Raw genomic sequence first — 20,006 nt, 5'->3', positions numbered from 1 at the left:
TGCCCCATGGAAAAGCTGCTGCAAGGTCTGCGTGAGTTTCAGGAAAACTACATTCCCGGACGCGAGGAACTTATTCAGCAGTTGGCTAAGGGGCAAAATCCGCGCGTGCTCTTCATCGGCTGCTCCGACTCGCGGGTAGACCCGACCATCATTACCCAGGCCGAGATTGGCGACCTTTTTATCATTCGCAACGCAGGCAATATTATCCCGCCCTACGAGGCCACCAACGGCGGCGAAGGGGCCACCATCGAATATGCTATGGAGGCGCTGGATATTCGCCAGGTGATTGTCTGCGGTCATACTCAGTGCGGAGCCATGAAGGGGCTGCTGCAACTGGGCGAACTAGAGGATAAAATGCCCCTGGTTTACCACTGGCTGCACCACACCGAAGCGACCCGCAAACTGGTCGAAGACCACTACAGCCACCTGGAGAAAAAAGAAAAGCTAAATTTGCTGGTGGCCCAAAACGTCTTGACCCAAATCGATAACCTGCAAACCTATCCTTCGGTGCGATCGAAGCTGCACACTGGCGATCTGGCCATTCACGGCTGGATTTATGAAATCGAAAACGCTCAGTTGCTGGCCTACGACGACGAAACTCGAACGTTTGTCCCTCCCCACAGCAAGATCTATGCCGACCTGGAGCAGACCAAGAGCCTTAAACCTGGCGGTCTCTCTCTTTCCTTTGACGATACCGTGAAGCCCGGTGCCGGTGCCCCTGCTGTAGCGCTGCCGGAGTTTTCGGAGCCGGTACAGCCCCACTGGCCGGGGGCAAGTCGCCTCAGCCCTCAGCAGGCGGCTCGCATCTACGGGCGAGCTGGGGTGTAGGTTAGCGATCAAAATTGGCAATGCGGCGAGCTGCCCCCACACTCTGCTCGCCGGGGCCGAAAGTGACCTCTAGGGCCTGCTGATCGGCAAAGGCTTGCGATGCCTCGCGGTAAACAGTGCGAGTGGTGGGTAGGGTGCGCCGCTGACCGTTGTAGTCAAAGGTGATGGCATAGTCCACTTCGCGGAGGATCGCAGGGTCGGTGCGCTGCTCGATGGGTTCGCGCTTGCGGGCCTCAAGCTCATCGGCGGTGGGGCGAGGGGGCAGCGGCGGCCAGTACAACCCGTCGTCGTCGGGGCCGGTTGCGGCACCTTCAGGGCGCACGCCGTTGCGGTTGACCAGGGAGTTTGACTCAAAGGTTTCCATGTGAATGGTCTGGCGGCGATCGAAGCTGCGGGCGTACTCGGCCCGCCAAGTTTGGGTGACGGTGGCGGTGGCTTCGTAGGTGCCGGTGGTAATGGTGTCGCCTGTGGCGGGGTAGTTGTCGCACCCGGTCAGACCCAGACCCAGGGCTAGCGTGCCAGCCTGAAGCCAGCGAGGCAGCGAGAACGGAGAAGTCAACGTAGGCATAGCAATAGCTGAGCTTATCAAAGATGATTTATTGCCTATCAACGCTACCAGCGTCTTATATAGAACGGCTATGCCAGGCGGCAGGGGATGAAAGTGGCACAGACAGGAGAGTCGTTCAGCCGGGTAAGCTGTTTCTCGCCGTGGCCGTACGTTTTCCAGGTGCTGGCTTTACGTTTGGGGTTAGAGGGCAAAAAGTTGGTCACGTTAACCTGGGGTTAGCTTGTTGAGATCACCTCACGGCTTACCATGGGGCAGGCTGCGAAAGGCGGTCAAACCGTCGTCTAAACCGCCACTGACCTTTGAGGCTGAACTTAAATTACGTTGTGTATCGATTTAGTGCATCTCCCTATCGTTCACAGAGCGTATTGATTGAACCTGGTGAATACTAGCTTCTGCTTTGGCATATAGCTATGCCCGGCTGCCCCTACCATGCGTCCATAACCCCCCTGGCCATGACCCAAACGTCGCTTTCGATTCAGCAAACCTTCGAGACTTTAGAGCCCTTTGATCGGTTGCCCCCCGAGGCGCTGCAACAGCTGCTGCAAACGGCTCAGCCCCTGCGGTATCGGCTGGGTCAGCCCCTGCTGCGGCGCGAGATGTTAACCCAGCAGGTAATTGTGCTGCTTGAAGGGCAGGCCCGTCTGCTGGGCTACGACCCGCGCAATCAGCAGCCTGTGACCCTTAGGCGCTTTGGCCGGGGCGAAATGCTGGGAGTAATTAGCCTGATTCGCGGTGTACCCTGCGAGACGGTAATCGCTTCGACCGAGGTGCTGGCCCTTACGCTGCCGTCGTACAGGTTTTTGGGGCTGCTGGATGAATGCCCAGAGTTTGGTGAGGCCGTACGCGATCGCATCTATGCGATCGAAGCCTTTGATCTGGTGGCCGAGCATGCCAAGGCCCACGCCCTCGACTTTGGCGATCTCAAGGCCAAGGCCCAAACGGTCTGTGACGAGTCTGCGATCGTCACTTTGCCCAGCGGCCCCAACAATCTGGAACGGTTAAATCCCACCCTCACCTGGGTACTGAGCGGCGGCACGGTGCTAAACATTCCGGTCGGCTCCACGCTGCCGCTCGATCGGCCTGTGGAAGTGCTCAGCCCCCAGGGGGCGCGGGTGCTGGGTATGACCCCGGCGGTACTGGCCGAAACGCTGCCTGAACCTGCGATCGCTGAACCTGAAACGCTAGCGCGCACCGTGGAGGTGCTCGACGTCAACAATATTCCCTACGCTACTGAGGCCAATTTGGCCCCACGCCCTCAAAGCTCCTCAGCGGTAGAGAAAGCTTCAGGCCGCAGCTACCCCTTCGCACGGGGCCGAGGCGAGGTCGATGGTGCCTTGGCCTGCTTCGACATGCTCAGCCAGCACTTTTCCATGCCCTTCCGCAAGGATGTGATTCGCCGCATCTTGGCCAACCAGCACGAGCGCATGGGTCAGCTATCGCTGCCGATCTGCGGATCGGTAAGCGAAATGATGGGCCTCAAAACTCAGCTGGTGCGGGTGCCTGTCGGGGCATTTGGTCGGCTCAACACCCCCTGCCTGATTCGCTGGCAGGAAAGCTTTGCGGTTGTCTACGAAACCACGGAGAAAGCTTATATCCTGGGTGACCCGGAGGTCGGCATCATTCGCCGTACCCCTGAGAGCTTTGCCGAGACCTGGGGGGACAGCGGAGAAGTCCTGTTGTTGGAGCCCACCCGCGAAACTCCCAAACAAAAGTTTGGCCTGCAGTGGTTTTGGCCCTCCATCAAACAGTACCGCTGGGTGCTGATTGAGGTTTTTATAGCCTCGTTCTTTGTACAGCTGTTTGGTCTGGCCAACCCGCTGATGGTGCAGCTGATCATCGATCGCGTGATTGTGCAAAACAGCGTCGATACCCTACAGGTACTGGGCGTATTCCTGGTGGTAGTAGCCATCTTTGAGGCGGTGCTGACCAGCCTGCGCACCTACCTCTTTGTCGACACCACCAACCGCATCGACATGGCCCTGGGGTCAGAAATTATCGACCACCTGTTTCGATTGCCCCTGCGCTACTTTGACAAGCGCCCCGTGGGCGAACTGTCCAGCCGTATCAACGAACTCGAAAACATTCGTCAGTTTCTCACCGGCACAGCCCTGACGGTGGTGCTCGATGCCGTGTTTTCGGTGTTGTACATCGTAGTCATGTTCATCTACAGCTGGCTGCTGACGCTAGTGGCGCTGGCGACCATTCCGCTGTTTGTGCTGGTGACGGTGATGGCGGCCCCCATTGTGCGTAAGCAGCTGCGGGTGAAGGCCGAGCGCAACGCCTCAACCCAGTCGCTCTTAGTCGAGTCGCTGTCGGGCATTCAAACCGTCAAGGCCCAAAACATTGAGCTGCGCACCCGCTGGAAGTGGCAGGAGCGCTACGCCGAGTACGTCAGCGCCGGGTTCAACACCGTGCTCACCTCCACCACTGCCAACAGTGCCAGCAACTTTCTCAACAAGCTCTCGGCCCTGCTGGTGCTGTGGGTGGGGGCCTACCTGGTGCTGCAGGGCGAACTCACCCTGGGTCAGCTGATCGCTTTTCGAATTATCTCGGGCTACGTAACCGCGCCGATTTTGCGCCTGGCCCAGCTGTGGCAAAACTTTCAGGAAACGGCCCTGTCGCTGGAGCGGCTGTCGGATATCATTGACCACCCGCAGGAAACCGAGGCCGACGAGGCCAACCAGATCCCGATGCCGGAGATCACCGGACAAGTCACCTTCGAGAATGTAGCCTTTCGCTTTGCGCCCTCGGGTCCGCTGCAGTTGGCTAACGTCAGCCTGGAGTTTCCGGCGGGCATTTTCATTGGCGTGGTAGGCCAGAGCGGCTCGGGTAAAAGCACCCTGATGAAGATGCTGCCCCGCCTCTACGAACTGGAGTCGGGCCGCATTCTGATCGACCACTACGACATCAGCAAAGTGGAGCTACACTCACTGCGGCGGCAGATCGGCATTGTACCCCAGGATAGCCTGCTGTTTGAGGGCACGATTCAGGAGAACATTTCGCTCACCAACCCCGACGCTGAGCCAAGCGTGATTATTGAGGCGGCTAAAACCGCCTGCTGCCACGACTTCATTATGGACTTGCCCCTGGGCTACAACACCCGCGTCGGCGAGCGCGGCTCGACTCTCTCGGGGGGGCAGCGGCAAAGAATTGCGATCGCCCGCACCATTCTGCAAAACCCGCGCCTGCTGATTTTAGATGAAGCCACCAGCGCCCTCGACTACGACACCGAGCACCAGGTCTCGATGAACCTCAAGGAATGGGCCCAGGGCCGCACCGTTTTCTTTATTACCCACCGGCTCAACACCATTCAGCAAGCCGACCAAATTCTGGTGATGGACCAGGGATCGGCGGTAGAGCTGGGCACCCATGAGGAACTGATAGATCTCCAGGGGCGCTACTTCACCCTGTACCAGCAGCAGCTCAGCGGCGTTTAGGCAATAAATTTTGAATTTTGAACTTAATCCTCCAATTCAAAGTTCAAAGTTCAAAGTTCAAAACTCGCCGTCACCCCCTCCTCCCTCACCCCCAACCCCCTTATCCCCCAACAGCCATGGTTCGCATTAACAGCCTCCCCCCTAGCCAAACCTCTAACGCTGACCAAAACGGCGATGCCGTGCTCGCCAACCAGCCCTCGCGGCAGAAGATACAGTTCGATAAGCCCGTCATTCTTCGCCAGTCGCCCCGGTGGTCGAGGGCGGTGGTATGGACGTTAGTAGGTGTCACGACCTTTACCCTGGGCTGGGCCTGTTTAGCCAAGTTTGAGGAGGCGATTCCGGCCCAGGGCAAGCTGGAGCCGAAGGGGATGGTGCAGCCGGTGCAGGCCCCGGTGGGGGGTGTGGTTGAGGAGGTGCTGGTCAGCGAAGGGCAGGCGGTGGAAGCGGGCGATCCCCTGCTGCGGTTTGACCCCGAGACGACCCAGGCCCAGCTCACGTCCCTAGAGACCATTCGCACTAAGCTGCAGGAAGAAAATGCCTACTACAGGGCGCAGCTAGCCGACAATATCGATGCCAGCGCTCCGGCAGATATTGCCCCTGGGCTGGTGCAGCTGACCAGCAACCGCGCCGCTCTGGTGGCCGAAAACGCTCTCTACCGTGCCCAGCTGGCGGGCGATGTAACCGGAGAAAGTCTGCCTCCGGCCCAGCGCGATCGCCTGCGGGCCGCCACCGCCGAACTCAACTCGCGCCTCAGCATTGCCAACCTGGAGGTGGATCAGCTGCGCCGCCAGCTCACTCAGACCGAGGCCCAGCTCGCCAATGCCCGCGATGCCCTGCGGGTCAACCAAAACATTCTCGATCGCATCAAACCGCTGTACGAGGCGGGGGGCATTGGCGAAATTCAGTACCTGCAGCAGGAGCAGGAGGTGAACAACCGCCAGACCGAGGTCAACCGCCTAGTCGAGGAAGCGCAGCGGCTGGAACTGGCGATCGCCCAGGCCCAGGAGCAGTTTCGCAATACCTCCATCGCCTCCCAGGATGACCTACAGCAGCGGATTGCCGCCAACGACAACCAGATTGCCACCATCGACAGCCAGCTGACCAAAACCATTCTCGAAAACGATAAGCAGCTGCAAGAACTCGACAGCCAAATGGCCCAGCTGCAGCAAACCCTGACTTACCAAGAGCTGCGGGCTCCGGTCAGCGGCACCGTGTTTAACCTCAAGGCCAATCAGGCGGGCTACGTGGCCAACTCCACCGAGCCCATCCTCGAAATTGTGCCCAGCGATGCCCTGGTGGCGCGGGTGTTTATTACCAACCGCGACATTGGCTTTGTGCGCGAGGGCATGACAGTGGACGTGCGCATCGACTCGTTTCCCTACAGCGAGTTTGGCGATGTGAAGGGCACCCTGACCCAGATTGGCTCCGACGCGCTGCCCCCCGACCAAATCAACCCTACCTACCGCTTTCCAGCAGAGGTGACCCTCAGCGACCAGCTGATTGCCATCGACGGCAAGCCGGTACAGCTACAGTCGGGTATGTCGCTAAGCGCCAACATCAAAACCCGGCCCCGACGGGTGATCACCATCTTCTCTGATCTATTTGTGCGCAAAATCGACACGATCAAAACCGGCGGGTAGAGCACAAGGTCTATGTTCTCCAACGCTCTGGCCAGGGACGGTGGAGACGAATTTGCTTTGCAAGTAGTTGGTGGGGGCATTGCACTGCAATGCCCTCACCAAGCCAACGCTCGCTGTAGCAATCCTTTCGCTGGATTCATAGAAAAAGTAAACTAAGTCGACCTGATTTGATAGAATAGCGTCTATGTAAAAGCTCCGTCGCTCACCGGGGAGGTCATTCGTTGATTCACGCTACACTGCACCAGCTCAAGGTTTTTGAAGCGACGGCCCGCCACGGTAGCTTCACCCGCGCTGCCGAAGAGCTCTACCTGACCCAGCCCACGGTGTCGATTCAAGTGAAGCAACTGACCAAAGCCGTTGGTCTGCCCCTGTTTGAGCAAATTGGCAAACGCCTTTACCTGACCCAGGCGGGGCAAAAGCTGCTGGAAACCTGTCAGGAGATTTTTGACGGTCTCGACCAGTTTGAGATGGCGGTGTCTGACCTGAAGGGGCTGAAGCAGGGTCAGCTGCGTCTGGCGGTAATTACTACGGCCAAATACTTTGTGCCCCGACTGCTGGGGCCGTTTTGCCAGCGCTTTCCTGGTATTGACATTTCGCTGAAGGTAACTAACCACCAGCAAATTCAAGAGCGCATGGCGAACAACGACGACGATCTCTACATCATCAGTACGCCGCCCGAGCAGCCCGACCTAAAAATTTACCCATTTTTAGAAAACCCGCTGGTCGTGCTTGGTCCGCAGGATCATCCTCTGGTGGGCAAGCCGCGATCGCCCATTAGCGTCCTCAATGGTGAACAGTTCATCATGCGCGAACCGGGGTCGGGCACCCGTCAGGCGGTGCAAAAGCTGTTTGCCGAGCACGATATCGACGTCAGGGTGCGGCTGGAGCTGGGCAGCAACGAGGCGATCAAACAGGCGATCGCAGGCGGCCTGGGTATTTCGGTGCTGTCGCTGCACACCATTATCTCTGAGGGCACCACGGGCGAGTTTGCCATTCTCGATGTTGATCACTTCCCCATCGATCGCCAGTGGTACGTCGCCCATCTGGCGGGCAAGCAGCTCTCAGTGGTCTCCCAAGCGTTTTTGAACTACCTGCTCGAAGAAAGCCACGCCATGGTAGAAAATTTGCTGCCGGGTATCAACCGCGTTCCACCTGCGATGGCTGCTGGCGCTAAGACCAAAGGCGACGAGGTGCTGACCAAGGTTTAGACTCTATGGCTCTGGCATTTTCCACCGCTGATGAAGTTACTAATTCTTTGTAGCCGAAACCGATTGTATAGCCCTAGAGGCTGTCATTAATTAGCTGCCAATTGCTTGAAAATTAAGGACTACAGCCCCTAGACTGTTTTACAGGTCGGGCGTGGCAAAGCTTGTAATACGAGGTTTGTAGCCAGAATTAATGACACAGGCGTATAGCTACGGTATACGACGGTCGCTGGGTTTTTTCGCGCTGGGTTTTGACTAGGCGAAAATCCTGGTCGATGTAGAGGTGATCGAGCCGCGGTTTAGCCTCAGCAATCTGCTGGTATTGCTTTGCCTGAACCCGATTTTTACCGGGCATTGACATAGAGTTTGGCAGCTGAAATTTGGGGTCTTTTTGGTATTGGGCTACCGTTCGATTGAACCAGGCCTGAGCGGCTTCAGCACTCAGGGAAGGAGAACCCAAGCGCAGAAGCTGCCGAATGCAGACATTTTGAATCTCCCAATAGTCACCAATTTGCTCTGGAGATGGTGAGTCCGGTTCGGTCTGCGGCTGAACGCCGTAGCTTTGCATAATCATGAAGTCGTAGCTCAGGAGCCAGCGAGAGAGCCAGCTCAAAATTGGAGTTTTGCGGCCGGGTTTGTAGCGGGCCAGGTTGGCGTAAAAGCCGTTATCGTCAAAAATTTGATAAGACTCGTGATGCACCCGTCCCGGAATGATGTCTTGAAAGGGAATAGTCGACCAGACTGGACGCCAAATTCCTTTCAATAGCGGAATTTGTTGGGTCAAATCTGGGGTGGGGTTGCGGTGTTCTAGCTCGTCAAAAAGCGGCAGGAGGGTTTCGTTTGCGAACCGAACTTTTTTAGCCATTGGCTCTGTGTCCCGCTCTTCTACCTGCTTCAGAAGGCTGGATTTTAAGGTGGCATCGTCGGCCTCGGCCAGGGTTTTGGGTTCAAAGGGAGGGGCTAATAAACCATAATCCATACTTAGATTGCCTCATGCAGCAAGCCTGCAGGCCGCGATCGCCTCTAAGGCCGGTCCTTGATCTTCGCAGCTTAAGCAAACGCCGATCCGCCGAGGTCGGCGGGCACATCCTGCCAGCGGCCGTTGCCCACCGCCCGCACTGCCTCTTTAAGGCTGACATCGCCTGTGTAGAGGGCACGGCCTACAATCACGCCTTCTACGCCCTGGGGTTCTAAGACGAGTAGACTCAGCAGGTCGCGCAGGGTACCGACGCCACCGGAGGCGATTACAGGAATTGACACAGCTGCGGCCATCGATCGCATGGCAGGAATGTTTGGCCCCTGCAGGGTGCCGTCGCGCTGAATATCGGTGTAGATGATGGCTGCTGCCCCCCGCTGCTCCATTTGCTGGGCCAGGGCGATCGCCTCCACTTCAGAGGTTTCGAGCCAGCCCCGCGTCGCCACCTTGCCGTCGCGGGCGTCGATACCGACGATGATTTGACCAGGGAATTCGCCCGCCAGATCGCTAACTAGCTCGGGGTTCTCGATTGCCGCCGTTCCCAAAATGGCGTAGCGAACCCCTAGGGCAAAGAGATCGGTGACTCGGGCGCGATCGCGCAGCCCGCCCCCCACCTCTATCGGCACATCCACCGCTCGAGCGATCGCCTCAATGGCCTGCCAGTTCTCCGGCTTGCCCGACTTGGCTCCATCGAGATCGACCAGGTGTAGCCGGGTTGCGCCCTGCTCTACCCACTGTCGTGCCACCTCCACCGGGTTGTCGTTAAATACCTCGGTTTGGGCGTAGTCGCCCTGGTACAGCCGCACACAGCGACCCTCAATCAAATCAATAGCGGGAATAACTTCCATAGCTTGCTTCTTAGGGGCATCAACCTGGAACTTTGGCATCACACGGCAACAGCAGCTTCAGCACTAAAGACTTCAACTGATGGGGAATCATCCAGCATCTCTTGCCCAAAAACATCAATGTAGCAAGCGATCGCAGACTTTACATCGGCGAGTGCTTCTTCGCAAGTATTGCCTTGGCCTACCACAGCGCCGGACATACCAATCGGATAGGCCACATAGCCATCTGGACGCTTCTCAATGACGATCTTGAACGTCTTCATAGGTTACGCCTCTGGAGCCGACTGTAAACCTGTGCTAGCTCATAGCCAGCATACGCAGGTCTGCCCTTCCATACTGACACAGCGGGTGGATGCCTTATTTGCCTTTTACTGGCCCCTATTCACCGGGCGCACATTCCCGTAAACTCCTAATTGCGAATCACCACCGCCCAAACGTAACGACACCATGCTAGACCTGACTGGTAAAAACGCCCTGGTAACAGGCATTGCCAACAACAAATCAATTGCTTGGGGCATTGCTCAGCAACTCCACGCCGCTGGGGCCAACCTGGGCATTACCTACCTGCCCGACGAAAGGGGCAAGATGGAAGGCAAGGTCAAGGACCTGGTTGACCCCCTCAACCCCAGTCTGTTTTTGCCCTGCAACGTGCAGGATGAAGTCCAGGTCGAGCAGGTCTTTAGCACCATTGGCGAGAAATGGGGCAAACTCGATATTCTCGTTCACTGCCTGGCCTTTGCCAAGCGAGAAGATCTCACAGGTGACTTTAGCGCCACGTCTAAGGACGGATTTCAGCTCGCGCTCGATGTCAGCGCCTACTCGCTGATTACCCTGGCGCGGGGGGCCAAACCGCTGATGACCGAGGGCGGAAGCATTGTTACGCTCACCTACCTGGGCGGCGTGCGGGTGGTGCCCAACTACAACGTCATGGGCATCGCCAAGTCGGCACTGGAAATGAACGTACGCTACCTGGCCTCGGAGCTTGGCCCCCACAACATTCGCGTCAACGGCATTTCTGCTGGCCCCATTCGTACCCTGGCCTCGTCGGCGGTGGGCGGCATTCTCGACATGATTCACCATGTGGAAGAAATTGCCCCCCTGCGCCGCACCGTGACCCAGACCGAAGTAGGCAACACGGCGGCGTTTCTGTGCAGCGACCTGTCTACGGGTATGACTGGGCAGATTCTCTACGTTGACTCTGGCTACTGCATCATGGGCATGTAGGCGTCGCGATCATACTGAGCGGTGCATTGCGGTTGGGGGATAGAGGTTGCTGCTCCGTAAGGTCTAGTAGCCGCGAATGTACCCTGCCAGGGTTTGGGCGTCGCTAGAATTGTGGAATGCCCAGGTGCTGTAGCGATTCCATGACTACAACGTCCATTCTGCTGACCTTTGAGGATTATCTGGCCCAGACTGACGGGCTAGAGGGTCGTTATGAGCTGGTCAATGGAGCGCTGGTGGAAATGCCGCCCGAATCGCCAGAGAATATTGATATTGCCAAGGGGTTAATGTTTGCCCTGGCCCGCTACGTTCCTGTTTCCCTGATTGCCTACAACACTGAAATTGAGGTTTCTGGAGGGCGGGCGACCTGTCGCCTACCTGATTTACTGGTTCACACTGAAGATTCTAAGGCTGCGCTTCAGGGCACGACTCGCGCCACGATTACCCGTGACATGCCACCGCCCGCCCTGGTGGTTGAAGTTGTATCACCGGGCGAGAAAGATCGGGCTCGTGACTATCGCTACAAGCACACTGAGTATGCGGCTCGACGCATTCCTGAATACTGGATCGTTGACCCTGGGCAGCGGCAGGTGACGGTTTGCCAGTGGATTGAGGGATGCTACGAAAATGAGGTATTTGCGGGAACGCAGGTTTTGAGGTCTGGGGTTGTCGCTGAGCTAACCCTAACCGCAAATCAGGTGCTTATCCTGGAACAGCAGGGATAGCGATCGCACAAACAACCATGACAAAATCCTTCCTTAAGCCCAGGCTGTGGACGGTGGTGGGGCTGGTAGCCGTGGGCGGGCTGCTGCGGGTGGCGGTSGATTGGCGGCTGKGGGCGCGATCGCTCACCTACCCCGATCGCCCCATCACCTCAGCAGACTGGTACCAGCCCCAGCAAAAGGTTGCGGGCATCGGCCTTCAGTCTCCACCGCTGGTGAAGGCTGAAACGACTGAAATTTCCCCAGATGCCCTACAGACGGCGCTGGACTTCGCCGAGGCGCAGAACTCCGTGGCGCTGCTGGTCATGCACCGCGATCGCCTGGTGGTCGAGCAGTACTGGCAGGGCCACACCGCCGACGCTCTGGTCAACTCCATGTCGATGGTGAAAACCCTGCTGTCGCTGCTGATTGGCGTTGCGATCGACGAAGGGCACATTGGCTCAATTCAAGACCCTGTCGGCACTTACCTGCCCGAATGGGCCAACGACCCCAGGGGCGACATCACCATCGCCGACTTGCTCTACATGCAGTCGGGCCTGCGCAACGACGATCGCACCGACACTCTGCGATCCGATCTGGTGAAGCTCTACGGCGGCTCCGATACCCAAAAGCTGGCCCTGAGCATTCCGCTGGAAGGTAAATCAGGCGAGGCTTTCGACTACAACAACATCAACTCGCAACTGCTCAGTCTGGTGCTGGAGCGGGCCACGGGAGAATCTTTTGGTGACTACCTGAGCAGCCGGCTGTGGCGACCGCTGGGGGCAGGGGATGGCTTTCTCTGGCTCGATCGCCCCGGTGGCCATGCCAAACCCTTCTGCTGCTTCTTTGCCACTGCTCCCGACTGGGTACGGCTGGGGCAAATGCTCCTGCACGATGGCCAGGTCAGCGGTACCCAAGTGATTCCGCAGGGCTGGATTGGGCAGATGCGGCGGGAGTCACCGCTGGAGCCAACCTTTGGTATGCACATCTGGCTAAAGGCGCGGACCGCCGACTATCCCCAGGTGAACCAGGCCTCGTCGGCCCCCTTTGCCGCTGCCGACACGTTTTATCTAGATGGTCGCCACCACCAGCGGGTCTACGTGATTCCCTCTGAGGAACTGGTAATTGTGCGCATTGGTGAAGACCCCCCAGCCTGGAACGATGCGGTGATCGTCAATGCGATCGTGGCGGGACTGCGGAGGCGATAGGAGAATGCTGATTGTGACAAGCTCTGCTGTTCCGATCGTAGACCTGATTACCCAGCGTTTGCTGTCAGCCTTTGCTACCGGGCTGAGCTGGCCGATGGGGTTGCTGGGTCTGGGGGCGATCGCGCTCTACGGCCTGGTAGCGCTGCCCATTGGCCTTAGGACTGGGTTTTTGGTGCGACAACGCGCCGCCGTTAGCCCGCTGAGCCTGGGGCTAGATATGCTGCGCCGCCTTATTGCGCCCGCCCTGGTCGAAGAAACGATTTTTCGAGTGCTGCTGCTGCCCCATCCAGCTGAAGGAGTCTCTGAGGCGCGCTGGCTGCTGTGGGGTAGCGTCAGCTTGGTGGCCTTTGTTTTGTACCACGTAGCGCTAGACCAAATTGTTTACAGAGGGGCAGGGGCGGGGCTCTCTGACCCTCGCTTTTTGGCGTTGGCAGGCTGGCTAGGGCTGGTGCTGACCGGCGCGTACTGGCTCACCGGCTCGCTCTGGCTGGTGGTGCTAATACACTGGGCTGTCGTGCTGGTGTGGGTGTACGGTTTGGGCGGTTGGGCACGACTGGCCAAGCCCGTTTGGGGATCAAAGCCACCTGCAACTGGCCTGTAACAAGCTTTTGGGACGATGGTGGGGCATAGGGATCCGGAGTGACTAAGGCTGCGATCGCGCAAAATTTTCCTAGGCACTGCTAAATTCCTGTGGCACAATACCGAGCGGAGCATTGCAGACCAAAGGGTGGCTCAGCGCCGCCCGCGACAGACTATTTGACAAACTATTTTGTCGCCGATGTTTATCTAAAGGAAAGCAAGGGTGTTCCCTATGTCTTTTACCGATTTATCGCCCAACCAAGATCTTTTTAACGAAGAAGCCGCCACCGTTGACCTGATTCCGGACGAAGCCTTTCTCAGCAGCAACAGCGTGTTGAGTTTGCTGGCGGCTTTTGACCCTAGCTTTGCTGACCTGGTGGCGAACTTTGCCGATGATCTGCCCGCTGCCAGTGGTCAGGTATTGGTCGATGACGGCCTATTTGAGGTCAACCTGCTGCTGGCCGACGATACGGCTTTGACCGGCAGCTTCGATGCCCCTGCCACCCTGCGAATCTACGCCGATCTGGCTGCGGTGTCTGACGGTACCGTAACCCTGTCCGGAGGCATTTTAGAGGCCGCGATCGCCACCGATGGCGAAACAGCTGCTCTGTCAGGGTTTGACCTATCCGCCGCTGCCAGCGCCCTGGTGCTGAGTGCCGTCAACGCGATCGATGCCACGGTGCCGTTGTCTAATGGTGCCTTTGCCCTCGATCTGACCACGGCCTTGGGCTCAATCAGCGGCACCATCGATATCGCCGGGGGGGATCTCAATCTCGATTTGGCGACGCCCTTTGGTCAACTCGTGGCCGACATTGACTTCCAGGACGATGCAATTTTTCCCTTTACAGCCCCGGTACCTGTCCTAGGTGACATCACTGGCGCAGTCGACTTCAACAGCGGCAACATTGTGGCTTCCCTGGGGCCGTTTGGCGATCTATCAGTGCCGATCTCAGCGCTGAGCGGTGAGCTGACTTTCGCCGATGGGTTCGCTGACCTGGCGGCCACATTGCCCATTGGTTCGGGCCTCAACCTGCCGGTGGCCACCGACATTGAAATTGGTCCCTTGGCCAGCGAATACGTTGCCGGGTTTGTGCAAGACCTTGAGGGCACCGGCACCCTTACCAACGGCATTCTAGATGCCACTGTCGCCGGCCCCCTCGGGCTGTTTGAAACCAGCTTTGATGTGGTAGCCTTCACCAGCCAGGGAGCTAACTTCTTCGCCGGTATCGATGGGTCTGTTGACATCGGCAACGGCATCGCCACTGCGTCGCTGACCACTCCTCTGGGCGACATCAACGATAGCTTTGATCTGACTACCCTAACCCCGGCGTTGGAAACCCCTGTGGCCGAGCTGATCTAAGCCATAGGGAGTGACGGATAGCGATTAGGGGAAGGTGCCAGGGCTCTCGCAGACCTCGTACCTTTCCCTTTTTTGTTGACGGGTAACGGTGAACCGACGAAGACGAGATTGTAAATGTCCACGCTCAGGACAGATTTGCCGTAGGAGCACTGTACTGTAATACTCCTACCAACTGAACGCTCTTGTTTTTAGGACATTTACGCTACGCCCCCTGGGGTGTTTCCTGCCAAAGCTGAGTGGTTTGGCGCAGGCTGCGAAAGTCGCCGTTGCCAATGATCAGGTGATCGAGCACTGGCACAGCCAGAATTTGTGCCCCCTGCAAAAGCTGTCGGGTGAGGGCCAGATCATCGGGAGATGGTTCGAGATTGCCAGAAGGGTGATTGTGCGCCACGATGCAGCGTACAGCGCCGTGGCGAATCACGGTTTTGAAGATATCTCTGGGGTGGGCCAGGGTTTCGGTGGCGGTGCCGATGGTAATTACCTTAGTACCCAGCAGGCGGTGACGCACGTCGAGCAGCACCACGGCAAAGCGCTCTTGGGCTTGCCACATGAGTTCATGGCTGAGGGCGGCGGCGGCGATCGCCGGATCATCGACCACGGTTTTCTCAGGCGGAATCGCCTGCAGCACCCGTTTGCCCAGTTCAATGGCGGCTAGGATGGTGGTGGCTTTGGCCGGGCCGACGCCGTCGATCGTGGTCAGGTCGTGGGCGGCAATATCGCGCAGCGAGGTCAGCGGGTCGCGCTGGTTTTGCCCCACCTCTTGCAGAATGAGCTGGCCTAGCCCCACCGCCGACAGCTTGCCAGGCCCCTGGCCGGTGCCCAGCAAAATGGCCAGTAGCTCTGCGGTCGAGAGACTTTTGGCCCCGTAGGACAGCAGCCGTTCGCGCGGGCGATCGCTAGACGGCATGTCTAGCATGCGAACATGGTAGGTCATGGTGGCACCTCTGATAGCTGGGCCAGAGGCCCACTGCTAGTAAGCCCAAACGGCTTGGGGTGATTCACCCCTCCAACCGACTATCAAGAACGAACTATGACGACCTCATCTTCCTTCCCTGCCGCCGCCGACATCGCGGCCATTCGCCAGCGGCTGAACCGGTTTAGCTGCCTTACGACCCCACCCGCTCTCAGCGATGCCGAAGCGACCCAGGTGCGAGCTGACCTAGGCCGCTTTAACGAATGGTCTGACTATCAAACTCTGGGCATTTGTGCCAGTACCCTGGCCGAGGGGCAGCAGGCGCTGCAGGCCTTTTTGATGGCCCTGGGGGTCTCTGTCAACCTCGACTTGCCGGCCCGTGAGGGAGCGGTCTATCTCAAGTTCAATACCCTCAAGGGAGCCTGGTATTTAGACGACTACAGCGGCCTGTCGCGGGGAGTGCTCGTTACATTTCATACCTCAGACCCTGAGGTGGCTGAGGTATCGGGTACCTACGGTCCCTTCCCGTTCGATCTATTCATCGAGCACAAAGAGCTGTAAAGCTCAGGGCAAACGGGCTAAGACAGGCAGGCATCGCCGCAACGATACCCACCCGCCTACTCGCCCACCCATTCCCTCGCCTACCAGCCGCCAGCGCCCCACTCGCGGCTCTGCTCGGGGGCAGCCGCAATGGGAATGGCACGGGGCACATCTTGAATCACCTGTACCTGAATAATCTGGTTGGGCTCAATGACAACGGTTTGGGGCGAGGTACCCACTGCAGTTGTTGCGCCAATCAGGGCACCGCCGAGCAGGCCAATGCCGCTAAAGCTGGTCACCAGCATGAGGGCTAGAGCACCCAGACCAGCTCCAGCGGCTAAACGGGGGCTACTGATATCGGGGCTGCCCACCATGTACTCGGTGGTGCTGGCAAAGTCTACCCGCTGCCCGGCTGGAGAAATTAGCATTTTGCTAACCCAGCGCTGACCTTGGGGTGTGGGTTCAAACTGGCCAATTAGCTGGCTTCCGGCTGGGGCGACGATGCCGTTGGTGATGGGGTCGCGAATATCGTGGGCCAGCAGCAGCACCTGGTTTTGGCTAGAGCTGATGTTTAGATCGAGGGGTTCGTTGCCCACGTAGCGCAGTTCCAAAACAGTGCCTGCGGCCACCAGGGTATCGGGGGAGAGCGGGGGCTCAGCGGGGGTGGGGTTAATTACGCTGGGCAAAGCCGCCTGGTCACCACTATCGGGCAATGGACTACCAAACAAAATTGGCTCTCCGGCGGCGGCAAGCATGACTGGGCTTTCGGGGGGGACTACGCTGCCCTGGCTGGTCGTTGTGGGCGCTGTGGGAACGGTCAGCAGGTTGGGGTCAGTTTGGGCCATCTCAACGGGGACTGTAGCCACGGGCGGCGGCTCCTGGCTAATGGCATCGGGCTGAGTTGCGATCGCACCATCAGCCGCCGAATTGGGCAGCACCGGAGGTTCGGCCGCGATGGCCCCAGCCGCACTCCTGGCCTCAGCGGCGGCAGCGGTTTCGGGAGCTGTAACCAAGGGCTCTGTGGCCGCAGGAGCTGCGGTCGAAGGAGCGGTGGCCGGTGGAGCCTCAGGTGGAACAACCGCGATTGCCTCTGGCTGTGCGACGGGTTGTGCTGGAACCACGGGTTGTGCTGGGGTTGGCAGCTCCGGCGGCGTAACCGCGATGGGAACGCCGCTGGTTTCGCTGTCGATCGCCGGTAAGGCCTCAGGTTCGGGGGCGGGTGGCGCGGCCGGTAAGGTTGCTACCTCGGGTTGAGACGGAGTAGCTACGGCAGGTGCGGGGGCTGTCGCTGTGCCGGGGGCAGCAGGTGGCTCGAGGGTCAGCACCGGGCTGGCCCCAGCGGCGGTAGGGGTAGGTGCCGTGGCGATCGCGCCCGGCTGTGCCGCTTCGCTGGTAGGGGGTTCTAACGAGGTGGGGTTTGCCGCCTGAGGTGCAACGGCAACAGGGCCAACCACGGCATCAAGTTCGGCCAGGCTCGGTACCGAGACCTGCTCCCCTGGCTGCCCCAAATTAAACGGATCGACGGGCAGGGTTTCGGGCAGGTTTGTCAAGCTATTGATATCGCTGGGCAGCATCAGGTTGGCGGCCGATGTGCTGAGCCGCCCGGTACCGGCCTCTGGAAAGCCCAGCTGAGGGTTATTGCCCGGAATTACCGGCAGTTCTACGATCATTTGACTACTGCCGGGTACTGGAGCATTGCCCGATACCGAGGTGCTATCGGGTACCGCTGCCGTAGGGGCACCACCTGGAGCGGCAAGGGCGGTGAGCACCCAGCGGGTTTGCTCACCAGCGGCGATGGATATCAGGCTGGCCCCATCCGCTGCCAGCACCGTATCGGCGGCCAGATCGAGCACGACCACCGTGGCATCGTTGACCTGACTGAGGCTCACCTGGCTTACGGCTCCGCTGTAGGTTTGCTGAGTCGCTACTGCCCCCAACTGGGTTTGAGGCAGCGTAAGCACAATGCGGGCCGGGTTGGCTTCAACCCTGTACTGAGGCGTAATACCGCTGGGCAGCGTCAGGGTCAGCTGTTGGGTAGAGGGATCAAACTGCCAGGCCGCCAGGGTTTCTGCTCGCGCAGCAGGGCTGATGATTAGCAGGGTAGACACGATCAGGCCAGCTCCGGCCCAGCCTCCCAGACGATGGCCGATCGCCCCTGGGCGCGGGACTGCAAATGGTTGGGTTGAGTGTTCCATGGGTTGTGTCTCCCTCTGATGCAGTGTGTGAGTTGGAGTATGCGAATGTGAAGCAAACTTGATGACTACTTTACGGCGAGCTAACGCTAGATGCAGCGTAAGGAGCTGCCCTAAACCGCCTAAATGCAGCGTGAGCCCAAAGCCTAACTAAGGATACGCACAATCTTAAAAATTGCAAGGGGCTTGAGAGTTTTGATGGCCCAGAGAGTACAGACATGCACGGACTGGGGAACCTATGAGGCTGCGATCGCGTCGCGGAAGACTAGAGCATCGCCCGTTTCCAGGTTAAGCAACGCTGCTGTCTGGTCTACCCGCCCAGCCATTGGGGCCCCCTGGGGTAGCGATTGCTCACACCCGCCACCCACGCTAATCGACTGGAGACACCACATCATGGCCCACACAACCGGCACGCTCGCTAAATTATTTGTAGGTGGGTTAGCCACCACGCTACTTCTAGGGCCGTTAGGGGCGTTGGGCCAGGCTCAAACGCCAGGGGCTGAGGGAACGCCTGAGCCTGCCCCAGCCGAGCCTGCTGAGGCCAATACTGCGCCTCGCTTCACCTGCCAAATGCAGGATGGACGGTACACCGTCATGTATTCTCCCACCAGTCAGCCGGGGCAGGCTTACCCCTGGGCTGTGCCCGAGGACATGGGCAGCGCCTGGCCCGCTGAGCGCCGCTGTGCCACGATCAGCGAACGCCTAGAGCAGTACCGCCCTGACGGCTTGCTGGCCCTAGAAACCGCCGTCGAAAATGGCTACAACACCGTTTGCGTTACCACCGAAAACGTGCCCGGCTGCCGTATCGTCTTCACCGTACCGCCGGGGCAGGATGCGGCCATCACCCGCGATCGCGTGTTTGACAACTTGACCATTGCCGATCGGGGCGACCAAACCCAGGGAGTAACCACATTCGCCGGCGGCAACAGCGACATCCTGGGCCAAATTGGCAATGTTCTAGGGCTTCCCAGTGCGACACCCGCCAGCCGTCGCACCAGCGGCATTAACCTCAAACCCTTTCTCGACCCGACCGATGGCGGTACTGGCGCTCGTCTAAACGGCGGTGGTCCTGCCGGTCGGCCCCTCGACCCCGATGCCTTTCGTTAGGGATGCTAGGCCAGTTAGTCCACCATGTGCTGGCCAAATAGGTAACCCAAAAACAAAATTTGCAGGGCCGTGAACAGACAGGCCGCAAACCCGGCCCAGTAAACGGAGGTGTAGATTCGCCCCCACCTCTGTAGAGATGGCGCTGGCTCAGATAACTGGGCCAGCGCTGTTTTTGTGCGCTGCCAAAACCAAACCATCCCGACAAAGTGAGCCGTTAGCAGCACAGTTAACGCTACCAGGGCAGCCATCGCAATGGGGTTAATGGGGCCGTAAGAATATCGAGTGAAAACCACCACGGTGCTGCTAAATCCCATCGCCAGGAAAAAAATGGCGGCGATCGTGACCCACCGAGCTATTCCCCTAGAACCACTCCGCTGCGGCGCTTGGCTCCATTGCCAAAGCACCCAGGTCAAATTCACTGCCAGCAGTGCCGCCAGGGCGAAGCTAGCCTGTAGCCAGGCAGTCTCAGGCACGCCCTTTAGCCATGGCACTGACGTGCCGGCGTTAGCGCTGTTGACCTCGAAGCTGGGGTCTCGCAAGGGTGAGGCCCAGTGAAGCAGCCCCGCAAGCCCCGCCGAGACCAGTACCAACCCGCCAAAGCTGAGCACAGAAAGCCGCTGAATCCGTTGCCCCATAGCAACTCACCTCAAAATTGCGTACTAAAGCTGGTTATAGACGGACCGACA

Annotated in this window: 19 protein-coding genes; 11 read left to right on the top strand and 8 right to left on the bottom strand. The window is 58.7% G+C overall.

The genetic code is table 11. The annotated features are described in order from the left end of the window. Positions 1–6: 6 nt before the first annotated feature. A complete protein-coding gene (locus tag IQ265_RS10105) occupies positions 7–828 on the top strand; it encodes a carbonic anhydrase (protein WP_194052976.1) in 822 nt (273 codons plus the stop codon). A 1-nt stretch (position 829) separates the two neighbouring features. Here the strand turns inward: IQ265_RS10105 and IQ265_RS10100 are convergent, their stop codons facing one another. Further along, entirely contained in the window at positions 830–1,396 is a 567-nt protein-coding gene (locus IQ265_RS10100; protein WP_194052974.1) for a hypothetical protein, read from the bottom strand. Between the two features lie 452 nt (positions 1,397–1,848). On the opposite strand from IQ265_RS10100, the gene IQ265_RS10095 reads away from it, so the two are divergent. From IQ265_RS10095 to IQ265_RS10085, 3 genes are all read left to right on the top strand, one after another. Continuing rightward, a complete protein-coding gene (locus IQ265_RS10095; RefSeq protein WP_194052972.1) occupies positions 1,849–4,833 on the top strand; it encodes a peptidase domain-containing ABC transporter in 2,985 nt (994 codons plus the stop codon). Between the two features lie 116 nt (positions 4,834–4,949). Next, on the top strand, positions 4,950–6,473 hold the full coding sequence (locus IQ265_RS10090) for an HlyD family efflux transporter periplasmic adaptor subunit (RefSeq protein WP_194052970.1): 1,524 nt from the start codon (positions 4,950–4,952) through the stop codon (positions 6,471–6,473). Between the two features lie 221 nt (positions 6,474–6,694). Continuing rightward, positions 6,695–7,681 (top strand): LysR family transcriptional regulator, encoded by a 987-nt coding sequence (locus IQ265_RS10085; RefSeq protein WP_194052968.1) that lies wholly within the window; start codon positions 6,695–6,697, stop codon positions 7,679–7,681. 187 nt (positions 7,682–7,868) lie between these two features. Here the strand turns inward: IQ265_RS10085 and IQ265_RS10080 are convergent, their stop codons facing one another. The 3 genes from IQ265_RS10080 to IQ265_RS10070 form a co-directional block, all read right to left on the bottom strand. Next, entirely contained in the window at positions 7,869–8,657 is a 789-nt protein-coding gene (locus tag IQ265_RS10080) for a hypothetical protein (protein WP_194052966.1), read from the bottom strand. A 71-nt stretch (positions 8,658–8,728) separates the two neighbouring features. After that, positions 8,729–9,502, bottom strand: coding sequence for a 1-(5-phosphoribosyl)-5-[(5-phosphoribosylamino)methylideneamino]imidazole-4-carboxamide isomerase (gene hisA / locus IQ265_RS10075; protein WP_194052964.1), 774 nt, complete (start codon positions 9,500–9,502; stop codon positions 8,729–8,731). A 38-nt stretch (positions 9,503–9,540) separates the two neighbouring features. Further along, positions 9,541–9,762: a hypothetical protein gene (locus IQ265_RS10070; protein ID WP_194052962.1), complete on the bottom strand. Its 222-nt coding sequence runs from the start codon at positions 9,760–9,762 to the stop codon at positions 9,541–9,543. Positions 9,763–9,946: 184 nt separating this feature from the next. On the opposite strand from IQ265_RS10070, the gene fabI reads away from it, so the two are divergent. The 5 genes from fabI (at position 9,947) to IQ265_RS10045 (ending at position 14,568) form a co-directional block, all read left to right on the top strand. Continuing rightward, positions 9,947–10,723 (top strand): enoyl-ACP reductase FabI, encoded by a 777-nt coding sequence (gene fabI / locus IQ265_RS10065; protein ID WP_194052960.1) that lies wholly within the window; start codon positions 9,947–9,949, stop codon positions 10,721–10,723. A 140-nt stretch (positions 10,724–10,863) separates the two neighbouring features. Next, positions 10,864–11,445 (top strand): Uma2 family endonuclease, encoded by a 582-nt coding sequence (locus tag IQ265_RS10060; protein ID WP_194052959.1) that lies wholly within the window; start codon positions 10,864–10,866, stop codon positions 11,443–11,445. Positions 11,446–11,462: 17 nt separating this feature from the next. Next, positions 11,463–12,629 carry a serine hydrolase gene (locus IQ265_RS10055; RefSeq protein WP_228037759.1) on the top strand — a complete coding sequence of 389 codons (1,167 nt, stop codon included), beginning with the start codon at positions 11,463–11,465 and terminating at the stop codon, positions 12,627–12,629. A 4-nt stretch (positions 12,630–12,633) separates the two neighbouring features. Beyond that, positions 12,634–13,230 (top strand): CPBP family glutamic-type intramembrane protease, encoded by a 597-nt coding sequence (locus IQ265_RS10050; RefSeq protein WP_194052958.1) that lies wholly within the window; start codon positions 12,634–12,636, stop codon positions 13,228–13,230. 210 nt (positions 13,231–13,440) lie between these two features. Then, positions 13,441–14,568, top strand: a complete 1,128-nt coding sequence (locus tag IQ265_RS10045) for a hypothetical protein (RefSeq protein ID WP_194052957.1) — start codon at positions 13,441–13,443, stop codon at positions 14,566–14,568. A 202-nt stretch (positions 14,569–14,770) separates the two neighbouring features. Here the strand turns inward: IQ265_RS10045 and radC are convergent, their stop codons facing one another. Further along, positions 14,771–15,502, bottom strand: coding sequence for a DNA repair protein RadC (gene radC, locus IQ265_RS10040; protein WP_194052956.1), 732 nt, complete (start codon positions 15,500–15,502; stop codon positions 14,771–14,773). A gap of 96 nt (positions 15,503–15,598) precedes the next feature. Between radC and IQ265_RS10035 the strand changes: the two genes are divergently transcribed. Further along, positions 15,599–16,042, top strand: a complete 444-nt coding sequence (locus tag IQ265_RS10035; RefSeq protein WP_194052955.1) for a DUF1824 family protein — start codon at positions 15,599–15,601, stop codon at positions 16,040–16,042. Between the two features lie 80 nt (positions 16,043–16,122). On the opposite strand, the gene IQ265_RS10030 is transcribed toward IQ265_RS10035, so the two are convergent. Together IQ265_RS10030 and IQ265_RS10025 are read right to left on the bottom strand one after the other, a co-directional pair. After that, complete coding sequence (locus IQ265_RS10030; RefSeq protein ID WP_194052954.1) at positions 16,123–18,216, bottom strand: AMIN domain-containing protein; 2,094 nt, start codon at positions 18,214–18,216, stop codon at positions 16,123–16,125. A 233-nt stretch (positions 18,217–18,449) separates the two neighbouring features. Then, positions 18,450–18,608 (bottom strand): hypothetical protein, encoded by a 159-nt coding sequence (locus tag IQ265_RS10025; RefSeq protein WP_194052953.1) that lies wholly within the window; start codon positions 18,606–18,608, stop codon positions 18,450–18,452. On the opposite strand from IQ265_RS10025, the gene IQ265_RS10020 reads away from it, so the two are divergent. After that, complete coding sequence (locus tag IQ265_RS10020) at positions 18,607–19,320, top strand: COP23 domain-containing protein (RefSeq protein WP_194052951.1); 714 nt, start codon at positions 18,607–18,609, stop codon at positions 19,318–19,320. The two genes, IQ265_RS10025 and IQ265_RS10020, sit on opposite strands and share 2 nt — an antisense overlap. A 14-nt stretch (positions 19,321–19,334) precedes the next feature. Here the strand turns inward: IQ265_RS10020 and IQ265_RS10015 are convergent, their stop codons facing one another. Further along, a complete protein-coding gene (locus IQ265_RS10015; protein ID WP_194052949.1) occupies positions 19,335–19,955 on the bottom strand; it encodes a hypothetical protein in 621 nt (206 codons plus the stop codon). Positions 19,956–20,006: the final 51 nt, after the last annotated feature.

This window comes from Nodosilinea sp. LEGE 06152, from assembly GCF_015207525.1.
Lineage (GTDB): Bacteria > Cyanobacteriota > Cyanobacteriia > Phormidesmidales > Phormidesmidaceae > Nodosilinea.
Note: the sequence above shows the minus strand (reverse complement) of the source record. Positions and strands in the feature narration are given on the sequence as shown.